The organism is Nonomuraea sp. NPDC050786 (assembly GCF_040654115.1).
Classification (GTDB): domain Bacteria; phylum Actinomycetota; class Actinomycetes; order Streptosporangiales; family Streptosporangiaceae; genus Nonomuraea.
In genome coordinates this window covers 1-13,122 of record NZ_JBFAHJ010000009.1, presented here as the reverse complement: position 1 = coordinate 13,122, position 13,122 = coordinate 1, and the positions used below count along the sequence as shown (strand labels likewise).

The window sequence follows — 13,122 nt, the reverse complement described above, 5'->3', positions numbered from 1 at the left end:
GAAAGGGCGTCCGGGTCCAGGATCACGCCGGACTACTCCGGGGAGCTCAAAGGCCACGAAGCCATAGAGCTCAGTGGCCCCGCATGCGCGACGTGCGGGGCTTTTCGCGTTCAGCGAGGAGTCCCTGCCACGACGAGCACGTAGGGATCGCAAACCTAGGAGGCCCCATCAGCACTGAGCCCCGCATCAACGAGCGTATCCGAGTTCCCGAGGTTCGCCTCGTGGGCCCGAACGGCGAGCAGGTAGGCATCGTCTCGATTCACGACGCCCTCAAGCTCGCCCAGGAGGCCGACCTTGACCTCGTCGAGGTCGCGGCCACGGCTCGACCGCCCGTGTGCAAGCTCATGGACTACGGCAAGTTCAAGTACGAGTCCGCGATGAAGGCGCGCGAAGCGCGCAAGAATCAGGCGCACACGATCATCAAGGAGATCAAGCTCCGGCCGAAGATCGACCCGCACGACTACGAGACCAAGAAGGGTCACGTGGTGCGGTTCCTCAAGGCGGGGGACAAGGTCAAAGTCACGATCATGTTCCGTGGTCGCGAGCAGTCCAGGCCGGAGCTCGGCTTCCGGCTGCTGCAGCGGCTGGCGGACGACGTCCAGGAGCTGGGGTTCGTGGAGTCCCACGCCAAGCAGGACGGTCGTAACATGATCATGGTGATCGGTCCGCACAAGAAGAAGGCCGAGGCCAAGGCCGAAAAGGCCGCCGCCAAGGCACAGCGTGGCAGCGAGGACACTTCCCCACAGGAAGGATGACCTGCGGTTGGGGTTAGCCTTACAGAGCACCCCGATTCAGCCACCAGCAGACGAAGGACGCCGCGACCGGGTCGGCCCAGCACCGGCCCGGCCCCAGGCACGACCGAAACGAGGAGAGACGGCGACATGCCGAAGATGAAGACGCACAGCGGTGCGAAGAAGCGGTTCCGGCTCACCGGCACCGGCAAGATCAAGCGCCGCCGTGCCAACCGCGCGCACTACAACGAGTGGAAGTCGTCCACGCTGACGCGCCGTCTCAAGAACGAGGTCGTCCTTTCCGACGCCGATTCCAAGAAGATCAAGAAGCTGCTCGCCAAGTAAGTAGCGCGATTCCCCGGGGAGAAGAAACATGGCACGCGTGAAGCGGGCGCTCAACGCCAAGAAGAAGCGCAGGGTCGTCCTCGAGAGGGCGAGCGGTTACCGTGGCCAGCGGTCACGTCTTTACCGCAAGGCCAAGGAGCAGATGCTCCACTCGATGACGTACGCCTACCGGGACCGCAAGGACCGTAAGGGTGCGTTCCGCCGTCTGTGGATCCAGCGGATCAACGCCGCTGCCCGCCAGAACGGCATGACCTACAACCGACTGATCCAAGGTCTGCGCCTGGCCGGCGTCGAGGTCGACCGCAAGATCCTCGCGGACCTCGCGGTCAACGACGCCCAGACGTTTGCCACGCTCGTCGAGGCCGCCAAGAAGGCGCTGCCGGCGAACGTGAACGCTCCGGCCGCGAGCTGACAAGCCGCGAGCTGAGGCAATTGCTCTAACCAGAGGGGCCCACCGATGACGGTGGGCCCTTTGCTGTATGTGACAGTGCTGTATGCGACGGGGGAGACCATGGCCGGGTCCGAGCTGACCAACGTGAAGTCGCCGCGGGTGAAAGCGGCCAGGCGGCTCACCAAGCGGGCCTTCAGAGAGCAGGACCGCAGGTTCCTGGCCGAGGGACCGCAGGCGGTGCGCGAGGCGCTCAAGCTCGAGGGCGTGCCGCTCGAGCTGTTCAGCACCGCCGACGCCGAGCTGCGCCACCCCGAGCTGATCACCGAGGCCACGCTCAAGGGCGTGCCCGTGCACCGGGCCAGCGGCGAGGTCATGTCGGAGCTCTCCCAGACCGTGACCCCGCAGGGACTGGTGGCCGTCTGCAAGCTGGTGCACGTGCCCCTGGACGAAGCCCTGCAAGGCACGCCCCGCCTGGTCGCCGTGCTCGCCCACGTGCGCGACCCGGGCAACGCCGGCACCGTCATGCGGGCCGCCGACGCGGCCGGCGCCGACGCCGTGATCTTCACCGACGCCTCCGTCGACCCGTACAACGGGAAATGCGTACGCGCCAGCGCCGGCAGCCTCTTTCACTTGCCCGTCGTCATCGGTGCACCGGTGAGCGCCGCCGTGCGTCAACTGAAGGAGCGGGGACTGCGCGTGCTGGCGGCTGATGGCGCGGGCAAGCACACGCTCGACGATGTCGATCTCACGGGACCCACCGCGTGGATCTTCGGCAACGAGGCTTGGGGGCTGCCGGAGGAGATACTGTCCGAGGCGGACGATGTGGTCAGAGTGCCCATCTACGGACAGGCTGAAAGCCTGAACCTGGCCGCCGCCGCGGCGGTATGCCTTTACTCCTCTGCTAGGGCGCAGCGAGTGCCCTAGGCGGCGGGAAACCCGCTATTGTCGGCGTTGTAGGCGGAGGAGGCAGGTCGTGCACGGCGCAGACACCGACGGGCGAGTAGTGGCCGCCGCGTGCACGATAGCCATCGACGACCTTCCCGACGGCCTCATCGTGACCGACCGATATGGCTGCGTGGTGGCCGTCAACCGGGCCGCCGCCAGGCTCACCGGCGTGGCCGTGGAGCGCGCCGTCGGCAGGCACATGAACGACGTCTTCCCCTTCCGCGACCACGACGGGCGCGACTGGTGGAAGGCGCTCGACCCCGAGGGCGGGCTGCCCATCAGGAGCAGGGTGCCGGAGCGTCCGCTGCACCTGCCCGGGGGCCAGGAGCTCTACGTCGCGGCCAGGCTCGTACGCGAGCCCGAGCGCTGCGGCGAGGTCGAGCGCGTCACGATCACCCTGCGCGACGGCGGCGCCCGCGCCCGGCTGGAGCGCAGCCGCGCCGACCTGGTCTCCACCGTGGCCCACGAGCTGCGCTCGCCGCTGACCAGCGTCAAGGGGTTCACCGCGACCATGCTGGCCAAGTGGTCCCGCTTCACCGACGAGCAGAAGCGGGTCATGCTCGAGACCGTCAACAACGACGCCGACCGCGTCACCCGGCTCATCACCGAGCTGCTCGACGTCTCGCGCATCGAGTCGGGCCGGCTGGAGGTGCGCCGCCAGGTCGTCGACGTCCCCGCCAGGGCGCGCCGGCTCATCGCCGGGCGTGTCGCGGCGGGGGAGGCCGAGGACCGCTTTCGCCTGCTGGTCGGCGATGACCTGCCGGAAATGTGGCTCGACCAGGACAAGATCGACCAGATCCTGGGTAATCTGGTGGAGAACGCGCTGCGTCACGGGCGTGGCACTGTGACAATAGAGATCGAGTCCGTCGGATGGGGAGTTGCCGTGTCGGTGCGCGACGAGGGCGAGGGCATCGAGCCCGAGCTGGCCCCGCGCGTCTTCAGGCAGTTCTGGCGCGGCGGCAACAGCCGCAGGCGCGGCGGCACCGGGCTCGGCCTCTTCATCGTCAAGGGCCTGGTCGAGGCGCACGGCGGCACGATCACCGTGCAGCGCGCGCCCGAGGGCGGGGCGGAGTTCCGATTTACCGTGCCCACCGGCACGCCCGACTTCGCCACCCCGTAGCGATCGAGTCGGCCCCGGTGGGCGGGCCCACTAGACTCTTTTCCGCTCAAGCCCTGGATACGGAGCTCACTCTTGTCTGACTACGACCCCGTCGAGGTGACACCGTTGCATGCCGACGAGGTGTCGCGCATGGAGGCCGACGCCATCGTGGCGATCAAGGCGGCCGACAGCCTCGACGCACTCAAGCAGGCCAGGCTGGCGCATGCCGGCGACCGCTCGCCCATCGCCCTGGCCAACCGCGAGATCGGCGCCCTGCCGCCGGCCGCCCGCGCCGAGGCCGGCAAGCGCGTCGGCGCCGCCCGCAAGGCGATCAACGAGGCGCTCGCCGGCCGCCAGGCCGAGCTGGAGGCCGAGCGTGACGCGCGGGTGCTCGTCGAGGAGAGCGTCGACGTCACCCTGCCGTGGGACCGGCGGCCGCGCGGCGCCCGCCACCCGCTGACCACGCTGCAGGAGCGCATCGCCGACGCGTTCGTCGCCATGGGATACGAGGTGGCCGAGGGGCCCGACCTCGAAGGCGAGTGGTTCAACTTCGACGCGCTCAACATCGCGAAGGACCACCCGGCCCGTTCCGACCACGACACGTTCTTCGTGGGGTCCACCGACTCCGGCATGGTGCTGCGCACGCAGACCTCGCCGGTGCAGATCCGCGCGCTGCTCCAGCGCGAGCTGCCGGTCTACGTGATCTCGCCGGGCAAGACGTTCCGCACCGACGAGCTCGACGCCACCCACACGCCGGTCTTCCACCAGACCGAGGGGCTGGCCGTGGACGAGGGCCTGACCATGGCCCACCTGAAGGGGACGCTCGACCGGTTCGCCGAGGTGATGTTCGGCAAGGGCATCACGACCCGGTTCCGGCCCAACTACTTCCCGTTCACCGAGCCGTCCGCCGAGATGGACCTCAAGTGCTTCGTCTGCCGGGGCGCCTCGGCGGTCCCCGGCAACCCACCCTGCCGCACCTGCAAGTCGGAGGGCTGGATCGAGTGGGGCGGCTGCGGCATGGTCAACCCGCGCGTGCTGATCGCCTGCGGGGTCGATCCGTCGCGGTATTCAGGGTTCGCGTTCGGCATGGGCATCGAGCGGACGCTGATGTTCCGCCACAACGCCGAGGACATGCGTGACATGGTCGAGGGGGACATGCGCTTCACCCTCCCGTTCGGAATGGAGATCTGATGAAGGTCCCGCTTTCCTGGCTGCGGGAGTATGTCGATCTCCCGGCGGCCACCGCCCACGAGGTGGCCGAGAAGCTCACCGCCGCCGGGCTCAAGCTCGAGGCGATCACCTCGCACGGCCACGACGTCAAGAACGTCGTCGTCGGCGAGGTGCTCGAGATCGAGGAGCTGACCGGCTTCAAGAAGCCGATCAGGCACTGCAAGGTCGAGACGGGCGAGGCGACGCCCCGCGAGATCGTCTGTGGCGCCACCAACTTCGTCGCCGGCGACCGCGTGCCCGTCGTGCTGCCCGGCGGGGTGCTGCCCGGCGGGTTCGAGGTCGGGGCGCGCAAGACGTACGGGCGCATGTCGGAGGGCATGATCTGCTCCGAGCGCGAGCTCGGGCTCGGTGACGATCACGGCGGCATCATGGTGCTGCCGCCCGGCACCCCGATCGGCGCGGACGTGGTCGAGCTGCTCGGCCTGCGTGACGAGGTCATCGAGCTGGAGATCACGCCCGACATCGGCTACGCGCTGTCGATCAGGGGCGTCGCGCGCGAGGTGGCGACCGCGTTCGGGGTGGAGTTCCGCGACCCCGCCGCCGTCGAGCCGCCCGCCGAGACCGGCCCCTCGTGGCCGGCCTCGATCGCCGACCCGACCGCCTGCGACAGGTTCGTGCTGCGCGAGGTCCGCGGCTTCGACCCGGCCGCCCAGAGCCCGCTCTGGATGCGGGTACGCCTCACGCGCGCCGGCATGCGGCCCGTGTCGCTGGCCGTCGACATCACCAACTACCTGATGCTGGAGCTGGGCCAGCCGCTGCACGCGTTCGACCGCGACAAGCTGCGCGGCGAGATCGTCGTGCGCCGGGCCGCGGCGGGCGAGCGCCTGGAGACGCTCGACCACGTCGTACGCGAGCTCGACCCCGACGACATCCTCATCACCGACCAGTCGGGTCCGATCTCGATGGCCGGCACCATGGGCGGGCTCGAGACCGAGATCTCCGACGGCTCGACCGACATCGTCATCGAGGCCGCCCACTTCTCCGCGACCGGCATCTCGCGCGAGTCGCGCAGGCACGGGCTGGTGTCGGAGGCGTCCAAGCGGTTCGAGCGCGGCGTCGACCGGGAGCTGCCGCTCGTCGCCTCGTGGCGGGCCGTGCAGCTGCTGGCCGAGCTGGGCGGCGCGACCATCCAGCCCGGCGTCACGCACGCCGAGGTCGAGGTGTCGCCGCCGCGCATCGCGATCCCGTCCGGCTACCCCGGCACCGTCGCCGGCGTCGATTACTCCAGGGACACCGTGATCGCCCGGCTGGAGCAGGTCGGCTGCGTCGTGACGCCCGGCAGCGACCCGGCCGTGCGCAAGGGCGGTGTCGACCCGACCGGCGTCGTCACCGGCGGCGCGCTGGCGGCCAAGCTGGCCGTCACCGGCGACGACATGATCACGGTGACGCCGCCGTCGTGGCGTCCCGACCTCACCGACCCCAACGACCTGGCCGAAGAGGTCATCCGGCTGGAGGGCTACGAGAGCCTGCCGTCGGTGCTGCCGTCCGCCCCCGCCGGCGCGGGCCTCACCGAAGGGCAGCGGCTGCGCAGGCGGATCGGCCGGGCGCTGGCCGAGGCCGGCTACGTCGAGGTGCTCAACTACCCGTTCATCAGCCCCGACGACTTCGACCGGCTGCTGCTGCCCGCCGACGACGCGCGCCGCCACGCCATGCGGCTGGCCAACCCGCTGTCGGAGGACGAGCCGCTGATGCGCACGACGCTGCTGCCGGGGCTGCTCAAGACCCTGGTGCGCAACGTCGGCCGCGGCTTCTCGGACGTGGCGCTGTTCGAGACGGGGCCGGTCTACCGGCCGCGCGAGGGCGCTCCCGAGGTGGCGCCGGTGCTCGGGGTCGAGCGCCGGCCGACCGCCGAGGAGCTGGCCTCGATCGAGGCGGCCCTGCCCGACCAGCCGCTGCGGGTCGGGGTGGTGCTGGCCGGGGAGTTCGAGCGCTCCGGCTGGTGGGGCGGCGGGCGCGCGGCCTCGTGGGCCGACGCGGTGCAGGCCGCCCGGGCGGTCGCGGGCGAGGCCCGGCTGGAGCTGTCGATCAGCGCCGACCAGCACGAGCCCTGGCACCCCGGCCGCTGCGCTGCCCTCTACGTGGGTGACACGCTGGTGGGGCACGCGGGCGAGCTGCACCCGCGCGTCATCGAGGCGTACGGGCTGCCCAAGCGGACCGTGGCCATGGAGCTGGAGATCTCCCGCCTGGAGGCGGCCATGCCCGGGCCGGTCCAGACGCCGGCGGTGTCGGCCTACCCGGTGGCCACGCAGGACGTCGCGCTGATCGTCCCCGACTTCACGCCCGTCGCGGACGTGGAGGCGGCCCTGCGCGACGGGGCGGGCGAGCTGCTGGAGTCGATCCGGCTGTTCGACGTGTACGTGGGGGAGCAGGTGGGCGAGGGCAACAAGTCGCTCGCGTACACGATGCGCTTCCGGGCCGCGGACCGGACGTTGACGGTGGAGGAGACGACGGCGGCTCGCGACGCGGCGGTGGCCATGGCGGCCGACCGCGTCGGGGCTCAGCTGCGCAGCGCCTGATGCGGGTGAGGGCTGGTATGGCGGCTGCCATACCAGCCCTCATCGCGTTCTGCGCTCGCACAGCTTGGTGAGGTCGATGTCGATGTCGAAGGGAACGGAGACCTTCAGCCTGTCGTGATGGACGCCGGTGACGACATAGGACTTCACGACGAGATCAAGCTCGTAGACGTGGACGACCGGCTTGCCGTTGACTTCCTCGATCAGCCAGAAATGAGGGATCCCCGCCGCTGCGTAGAGGAGAGGTTTGCGAGTTCGGTCGCGGTCCTCTGAGTCGGGTGAGACCACTTCAACAGCAAGGAAGACGTCCTCGGGCTGGAAACACGTGACGTCGAGGCCGGACGGCGCGTCGGGGCCCAGGATGAGGAGGTCAGGCTCTGGGCGCTGCCGGCGGGCTAGCTTGACGCTCATCTCTTGGACCACATCGTGGCCTGCTGGCACGAGCTCTTCCAACTCGTTGTGCAGGCGATGTATGACCGTCTGATGGAAGCGTCGCTGGGGGCTCACGAAGACCAAGCTTCCATCAATCAACTCTGTGTGCGCAGGCAAATCCGGAAGGTGATCGAGATCTTCTGCTACGAAGCCCTCCGGCGGCGGGATGATCCAGTCGGGTACAGAGGGAGGCGTCATCTTTTCGATCACCGCTTCGGCAGTCACGATCCAACGCTACCAATGTATTGCGCTTACGCCAGGTAAACGACTGCATACGCTTGTGGATGTGAAGGCGGGGGGACGATGAGGCAGTTTCTGGTGTTCGCCGAGCGGGACGACGCCGAGGAGGTGGCGGAGACGCTCGAGGAGTGGTTCCCGGCGCTCGGGGCCCCGCAGGTGGTGCGGGAGACGCTGGCCGGGGAGGATGACGCCGAGGACGCGCAGTGGCTGGTCGTCGTCGAAGGGCTGGACGAGGGTGCGCTGGCCAAGGTGGATGAGTTGGTGGAGCGGTACGAAGGGTGGCGGGAGGAGGGGTGAGCCGACTCAGAGTTGGTCGAGCTCGGTCAGGTCGAGGGCAATCTCGAAGGGCACCGATACCTTCAGAAAGTCGCGGTGAATGCCGGTGATGGCGTATGTCTTTGATGCCAGGTCCAGCTCGTAGACATAGACCACGGGTTTGCCGGCGTTCTTCTCGATCCGCCACAGATGTTGAATCGCGGCTTGGGCGTAGAGCTGCGGTTTGCGGTGACGGTCGCGGACCTCGGACGCAGGACAGACGACCTCTACAACGAGGACCACATCTCGCGCCTCGTAGAAGGTCTCGTCGCCGTCGCGCACGGCTTCGGCCTTGATCACCATCAGGTCAGGCTCAGGGCGCTGGCGTGTGCCCAGAATGATGCTCATGTCGCGTCGTACCCGGAAGTCCTTCGGGGTGGTTTGGCGTAGTGCGACGACGATCTTCCGCGACGAATCCTCGCGGCGGAGGAAATACCCAGTCGGGCAGCGAGGGATGCGTCGTTTCCTGGATCACCGCTTCGGCCGTCATGCTCCAACGCTAGCAATCTAGGGTTCTCACTGTCTGTGAATGCATACATACGAAGCGTGAGCGTTCGTTTGACGCGAACGGGCTTCATGGTGAAGGTGTGGCGTAGGAGAGTGGGTGCATGCGTATCGCTGTGTTGTCCGACATCCATGGAGTCCTGCCCGCTCTCGAGGCCGTGCTGGCCGAGCCCGACGTGGCCGGGGCCGATCTGATCGCGTTGACCGGGGACATGGCCGCGGGGCCGATGCCGGTCCAGACGCTTGACGTGCTCGTCTCGCTGGGTGAGCGGGCGCTGTGGGTCAACGGGAACGCCGACAGGGAGCTGGTGGAGGCGGTCCGGGGGAAGGAGTGCCCCTATCCCGTGTCGCAGTGGGCCGCCGAACAGCTTCGGGACGATCAGGTCGAGTTGCTGGCCGGGCTGCCCGATCGGCAGGTGGTGGAGCTGGGGCGGCTGGGGAGCACGTTGTTCGTGCATGCGACGCCGCGCAGGGATGACGAGATGATCCTGGTGGACAGTTCACTGGAGCGGTGGAGTGAGGTGCTGGCGGGTGAGAGTGCCGACACCGTGGTGCTGGGGAACACGCACATGCCGTTCGTGCGGCTGGCCGATCGGGTGCTGGTGGTGAATCCGGGATCGATCGGCATGCCGTACGGGCTGAGCGGCGCGCACTGGGCGTTGCTGGACGGGGAGAGCGGGGCCGTGACCCTGCGGCGGACCCCGTTCGATGCCGCGCAGGTAGGGGAGCGGCTGGTCCGGGAGAGCGGGTTCGACGGGATCGAGGAGTGGGTGGCCGACTACGTGACCGGCGTTCACTCCGACGCGGAGGCGTTGCGGGTGTTCGCCGGGGTGGAGGGCAGGTGAGCGTGCCCCCGCCGGGGCACGGCATGACCGTGGGCGCGGTCCTACCCTGGCTGATCATCGGCGCGGTCGTCGGCATCCGCCTCTTGCTCGCCGCCGCCCCGGTCATCCCAGCCGTGACCGCGCCACGGCCGCCGCGCCCGTAGCGGCACGGCACGCGGGATCGTACGCCCAGGTCATCAGAGGCGCGGTGCGCCGAGGGGACCCGACCTCTAGGCCGCGGCCGCCTCCCTGCGGGCCTTCTCCGCGAGGGCGTGTTCGTCCGTGCGGGCGTCGTACCTGCGGAACTTCGGCAGCGCGGCGGCCAGGCCGAGGACGGCGGCCACGCAGAGCAGGCCGCCCGACCCCAGGGAGAAGCGGGTGCCGCCGATGTTGGCCATCAGGCTGGCGCGAGCGTTGCCCAGCATCGGGCCGGACGCGTACGACAGGAGCTCGATCCCGGCCAGGCGGCCGCGCAGCTCCTGGGGGATGGTCTGGTTCCACATCGTCGTGCGGAAGATGCCGCTGATCATGTCGGCCGCCCCCGCGAACGCGATGCAGACGACCAGCACCCAGACGTTCGGGGCCAGCGCGCTCAGGGCCACCCCCGCGCCCCACAGAGTCGCCGCCACGATCACGCCGAGGCCCTGGCGCTGCACGCGGGCCGTCCAGGCGCCGGTGAGCGAGGCGATCAGCGCGCCCACCGCCGCCGCCGAGTACAGCAGCCCCAGCGACTGCGGGGCGTGCAGCTCGTCGGCCAGGAACGGGAAGAGCGAGGTCGCCATCGCGAACACCATGGCCGCGATGTCCACCAGGTACGTCCCCATCAGGTCGCTGCGGCGCACCGCGTACCGCATGCCCTCGACCAGCGACTGCAGCGACGCCGGGGCGGCGTTCTCGGCGGGCGGCAGCGACCTGATCCGCCACAGCAGGGCCAGCGACAGCACGAAGCTCAGCGTGTCGATGCCGTACGCCGCCGCCGGGCCGTACGCCGTCACCAGCAGGCCGCCCAGGGCCGGGGCCACGATGGCGCCGAAGTTCCAGCGCATGCTCGAGAGCACCGCCGCCGCGCCCTGCTGGTCGTGCTTGACCACCTGCTGGAAGACGGCCTCCAGGCTCGGCCGCTGCAGGGAGGCGATGCCCGTGGAGATGCCGCCTATCACGTACAGGACCCAGACCTGGGGGCTCGGGAGGAGCGCGTTGACCATGAGGACGGCGGAGGTGACGAGCAGGCCGAGCTCGCTCAGCACGATGATCTTGCGGCGGTCGAGCGCGTCGGCGATCGCCCCGCCCCACAGGCCGCCCACCACCATCGGGACGAACTCCGCGAGGCTCACCAGGCCGACCGCCAGGTAGGAGCCGGTGAGCTCCTTCATCTGGTACGGCACCGCCACCATGGTGATCAACGTGCCGAACATCGTGACGACGCCTGAGCTGAAGAGGAGGCGGTAGTCGCGGGAGTCGCGGAGGGGGCTCACGTCTATGGAGAGGTGACGCAGCAGGCGCTTCAGTCCATCGGGCACGAGGGTTAATTGTCCGAGGTGGCGGGTGATCTGGGCAAATCGTTTTCAGGTGCGTGCCTGCCGGAAAGCGGACAGGCCCCCGCGGGAAGCGGGGGCCTGGAGAGTGGGACGTTCGGGGGTCAGGCGGCCGGGACCTTGTCCAGGAAGCCGAGGACCGAGCGGATCCGGCCGTCCTCGGCGAGCTCCACCACGTCGAACCCGACCGCGACCGGCTCCCCGCCCTCAGGGCCGAGGTGCCAGGTGAAGCGGGCGATGTGGTGGTGGGCGTCGTACACCTCGCCCGGGGTGAACACCAGGCCGGGGAACATGCCCTGCGCGCCCTCGATCACCGCGGCGATCCCGGCGTGGCCGCTCACGTCGGCCAGCGGGTCGGTGTAGGTGGCGTCCTCGGTCCACAGCTCGGCCACGCCCTTGGCGCGGGCGTCGGCGTCGGTCTCGTTCCAGGCGGCGATGTAGCGGTCGATGAGGCTCATGGTCATTCCTTCTGCTTTCAATGGATTCTTAGTTGCTGCGGGTCTTGCGGAGGCCGGTGATCTGGAGTTCGGCGAACGCTCCGACCACCAGGGCCTGGGCGATGGTCCAGATCGCGCCGAGCGTGGTGAGGCCGGCGACGCCGGTGACGACGGTGGCGACGCTGCCCAGGGTCCAGATGATGTTCAGCGCGATGACCGCCTTGGTGGCGGCCGGGCTGATCGCGCGGCGGGTGGCCAGGAGGCCGACCGCGGCGCCGTACACGAGGAGGAAGGCGCCGATCTCGCGCAGGAGGCCCGGGCCGGGGCCGAGCAGCTCGCTCACCGGGGCCGCGAAGGCGAGGTAGACCAGCCCGTTGACGCCGGTGACGACGGCGTCGGCGGTCAGCGCGAGGCGCAGGAACTTCGTCCGGTCGGCGGTGACGGTCAGGGCGGTGGCCATGTCGTGCTCCCTTGGCGACGGCTTGTTTGCGACACCTGAACGATGTCAGCCGGCACGTAGGGAGCGCGATTACCCGTCACGTAATGGAGTGAACCTCCTCATCGGTGACCCTCCGAGGGGGCGGCTCCAGGGGCGTGGTGTCTGCCCGCCGGGCCGCCCGCGCCATGGCCGCCGGGGTGGTGGCCCCAGGCCGGCTGTTAGCGCTCACATATCTTCTTCCCTGTCGCGGTTCCTTCTCTGGCAGATGGCTGCGGTGGCAGGTCGAGCCAATACGAGACGAAGAGGCGACGTCAAGGACGGCACCTCGCGCCTGCGGGGGAAGGCGGGCGGTCATACGGCTCATCAGGCGTTATAGGGGCCTCCGCCCGTGTGGGCGGGAGCGTCTCTCTGAAACTTTCTTTAGAACTTGACAACTTTCGGCCGCGTTTTCAGACTCTGTCCCAGAGGCGGCCTTCTCCTGCCAGGTGGTGGCGCGGTGAGAACCGCCGTTTGCGATGCCCTTGTGGTGTGCGTTCCCTGATCCCGGGACGCGGCGTCGATTGCGCGGGGTGACCCCGCGTGTCCGATTTCCGTGATTCAGTCTGGAGCACCTCAGCTATGGGCATCACAGCCATACTTCCGCCGCGGCCTCGCAGGAGCCCGCGATTTCTGATCGCCGCCGCCGTCGGCGTGCTCGGCGTGGTCACCGCGGTGACGCTACCGACCACGCCGGCCGGTGCGGCGGCGAGCACGCTCGGCGCGGCGGCCGCGCAGAGCGGGCGGTACTTCGGCACCGCCATCAGCGCGGGCCGGCTCGGCGACTCGCAGTACACCACGATCGCCAACCGCGAGTTCAACATGGTGACGGCCGAGAACGAGATGAAGATCGACGCCACCGAGCCGAACCGGGGCCAGTTCAGCTTCGGCAACGGCGACCGCATCTACAACTGGGCCGTGCAGAACGGCAAGCGGGTCCGCGGGCACACGCTGGCCTGGCACGGCCAGCAGCCCGGCTGGATGCAGTCCCTGTCCGGCAGCAGTCTGCGGCAGGCGATGATCGACCACATCAACGGCGTCATGGCCCACTACAAGGGCAAGATCTACGCCTGGGACGTGGTCAACGAGGCCTTCGCCGACGGCAA

General features: G+C 69.3%; 16 protein-coding genes. 11 read left to right on the top strand and 5 right to left on the bottom strand.

Going from position 1 to position 13,122, the window contains the following annotated elements:
- The first annotated feature begins 167 nt into the window (after positions 1 to 167).
- The 7 genes from infC (at position 168) to AB0H84_RS18665 (ending at position 7,257) form a co-directional block, all read left to right on the top strand.
- Positions 168 to 755 (top strand): translation initiation factor IF-3, encoded by a 588-nt coding sequence (gene infC, locus AB0H84_RS18695; RefSeq protein WP_090945400.1) that lies wholly within the window; start codon positions 168 to 170, stop codon positions 753 to 755.
- Positions 756 to 881: 126 nt separating this feature from the next.
- Entirely contained in the window at positions 882 to 1,076 is a 195-nt protein-coding gene (rpmI, locus tag AB0H84_RS18690; RefSeq protein ID WP_043622108.1) for a 50S ribosomal protein L35, read from the top strand.
- A 28-nt stretch (positions 1,077 to 1,104) separates the two neighbouring features.
- Positions 1,105 to 1,488, top strand: coding sequence for a 50S ribosomal protein L20 (gene rplT / locus AB0H84_RS18685; protein WP_344994834.1), 384 nt, complete (start codon positions 1,105 to 1,107; stop codon positions 1,486 to 1,488).
- 99 nt (positions 1,489 to 1,587) lie between these two features.
- Entirely contained in the window at positions 1,588 to 2,391 is an 804-nt protein-coding gene (locus tag AB0H84_RS18680; protein ID WP_357605832.1) for an RNA methyltransferase, read from the top strand.
- A 49-nt stretch (positions 2,392 to 2,440) separates the two neighbouring features.
- A complete protein-coding gene (locus AB0H84_RS18675) occupies positions 2,441 to 3,532 on the top strand; it encodes an ATP-binding protein (protein ID WP_357605108.1) in 1,092 nt (363 codons plus the stop codon).
- Positions 3,533 to 3,661: 129 nt separating this feature from the next.
- On the top strand, positions 3,662 to 4,702 hold the full coding sequence (gene pheS, locus AB0H84_RS18670; RefSeq protein WP_357605828.1) for a phenylalanine--tRNA ligase subunit alpha: 1,041 nt from the start codon (positions 3,662 to 3,664) through the stop codon (positions 4,700 to 4,702).
- On the top strand, positions 4,702 to 7,257 hold the full coding sequence (locus tag AB0H84_RS18665) for a phenylalanine--tRNA ligase subunit beta (protein WP_357605105.1): 2,556 nt from the start codon (positions 4,702 to 4,704) through the stop codon (positions 7,255 to 7,257). Before pheS ends, AB0H84_RS18665 begins: the two co-directional genes overlap by 1 nt.
- A 39-nt stretch (positions 7,258 to 7,296) precedes the next feature.
- Here AB0H84_RS18665 and AB0H84_RS18660 read toward each other — a convergent pair whose 3' ends face one another.
- Positions 7,297 to 7,911: a Uma2 family endonuclease gene (locus AB0H84_RS18660; RefSeq protein WP_357605104.1), complete on the bottom strand. Its 615-nt coding sequence runs from the start codon at positions 7,909 to 7,911 to the stop codon at positions 7,297 to 7,299.
- Between the two features lie 78 nt (positions 7,912 to 7,989).
- On the opposite strand from AB0H84_RS18660, the gene AB0H84_RS18655 reads away from it, so the two are divergent.
- A complete protein-coding gene (locus tag AB0H84_RS18655; protein WP_357605101.1) occupies positions 7,990 to 8,223 on the top strand; it encodes a hypothetical protein in 234 nt (77 codons plus the stop codon).
- Positions 8,224 to 8,229: 6 nt separating this feature from the next.
- Here the strand turns inward: AB0H84_RS18655 and AB0H84_RS18650 are convergent, their stop codons facing one another.
- Positions 8,230 to 8,589: a Uma2 family endonuclease gene (locus AB0H84_RS18650; protein ID WP_357605098.1), complete on the bottom strand. Its 360-nt coding sequence runs from the start codon at positions 8,587 to 8,589 to the stop codon at positions 8,230 to 8,232.
- 260 nt (positions 8,590 to 8,849) lie between these two features.
- Here AB0H84_RS18650 and AB0H84_RS18645 point away from each other — a divergent pair, with 260 nt between their 5' ends.
- Positions 8,850 to 9,590 (top strand): metallophosphoesterase family protein, encoded by a 741-nt coding sequence (locus AB0H84_RS18645; RefSeq protein WP_357605095.1) that lies wholly within the window; start codon positions 8,850 to 8,852, stop codon positions 9,588 to 9,590.
- On the top strand, positions 9,587 to 9,733 hold the full coding sequence (locus AB0H84_RS18640; protein WP_357605093.1) for a hypothetical protein: 147 nt from the start codon (positions 9,587 to 9,589) through the stop codon (positions 9,731 to 9,733). Before AB0H84_RS18645 ends, AB0H84_RS18640 begins: the two co-directional genes overlap by 4 nt.
- Before the next feature lie 66 nt (positions 9,734 to 9,799).
- Here the strand turns inward: AB0H84_RS18640 and AB0H84_RS18635 are convergent, their stop codons facing one another.
- The 3 genes from AB0H84_RS18635 to AB0H84_RS18625 form a co-directional block, all read right to left on the bottom strand.
- On the bottom strand, positions 9,800 to 11,089 hold the full coding sequence (locus AB0H84_RS18635) for an MFS transporter (RefSeq protein WP_357605090.1): 1,290 nt from the start codon (positions 11,087 to 11,089) through the stop codon (positions 9,800 to 9,802).
- A 119-nt stretch (positions 11,090 to 11,208) separates the two neighbouring features.
- Positions 11,209 to 11,562: a nuclear transport factor 2 family protein gene (locus tag AB0H84_RS18630; protein ID WP_357605087.1), complete on the bottom strand. Its 354-nt coding sequence runs from the start codon at positions 11,560 to 11,562 to the stop codon at positions 11,209 to 11,211.
- Between the two features lie 28 nt (positions 11,563 to 11,590).
- Positions 11,591 to 12,001, bottom strand: coding sequence for a hypothetical protein (locus AB0H84_RS18625; protein ID WP_357605084.1), 411 nt, complete (start codon positions 11,999 to 12,001; stop codon positions 11,591 to 11,593).
- Positions 12,002 to 12,598: 597 nt separating this feature from the next.
- Here AB0H84_RS18625 and AB0H84_RS18620 point away from each other — a divergent pair.
- Positions 12,599 to 13,122: endo-1,4-beta-xylanase (locus AB0H84_RS18620; RefSeq protein ID WP_357605082.1), on the top strand; the 524-nt coding region annotated here is incomplete at its 3' end.